The sequence below is a fragment of the Vibrio scophthalmi LMG 19158 genome (genome assembly GCF_000222585.1).
Classification (GTDB): Bacteria; Pseudomonadota; Gammaproteobacteria; order Enterobacterales; family Vibrionaceae; genus Vibrio; species Vibrio scophthalmi.
Window position 1 is genome coordinate 1 of the sequence record NZ_AFWE01000086.1, and the last position, 698, is coordinate 698.

Annotated in this window: 1 protein-coding gene; it reads right to left on the minus strand. The window is 43.3% G+C overall.

The window, feature by feature from the left end; all coding sequences use genetic code 11:
- Window positions 1-393 precede the first annotated feature (393 nt).
- Complete coding sequence (locus RH88_RS07970) at window positions 394-612, minus strand: hypothetical protein (RefSeq protein WP_005594821.1); 219 nt, start codon at window positions 610-612, stop codon at window positions 394-396.
- Window positions 613-698: the final 86 nt, after the last annotated feature.

The window sequence follows — 698 nt, forward strand, 5'->3', positions numbered from 1 at the left end:
TAGCAGCGAAAGCAGAAACAGAAAATACTGATAGAGCAATAACAAGTACGTTTTTCATGATGTGTGACCTTATTGTTGAACTGTAATTTACGGGCAACCCGTGTACAAAATTCATATTAATGTGATATTGGTCGCACTTACAGGAAATCCAGGATTTCCATTTTGGAAATCTTTGTGATGCGCATCTCGTTTTTTGTTGTTCGGTTATCCCATGCGTCATGATGACAGTGGAGAAGAGGTTTACGGTTGGTGACAGTTTGAAGTGACTGTGCGTCGTTGAGTGATGATCGAAGCACGAAAGATAAATGGAGGTATCAAGCAGAAGAATAAATTTAAGCGGCAGATCAGAAGATTGTTTAGAGCGAAAGCGAGCTCGTCCATGAGCGCTGCGAATTACTTAACGGCTTGAGTCGCTTCAAGCATTTGCTCAGCGCTCATACCTGCACCGATATGACCATTTGCGACACCTTGCGTAGCTTGTTCAGTAGAAAGACCCGCCGCGGTTGCTTGTTGAATCAAGTCGCCATTTAATCCGTTGTTAGACGCTGCGCCGCCAGCTGCGAAAGCAGAAACAGAGAATACTGATAGAGCGATGATGAGTGCGTTTTTCATAATATTTACCTTTTATCTATTGGGTCACCGAGTGTGACGATGGTTTGTGCTGTTTGCGTTGAGCTATTTCTCAACAAAGTTACTCT

What these genes read in the sequence shown, in the direction of transcription:
- RH88_RS07970 (WP_005594821.1), bottom strand. Translation starts at nt 612, where the DNA reads ATGAAAAACGCACTCATCATCGCTCTATCAGTATTCTCTGTTTCTGCT.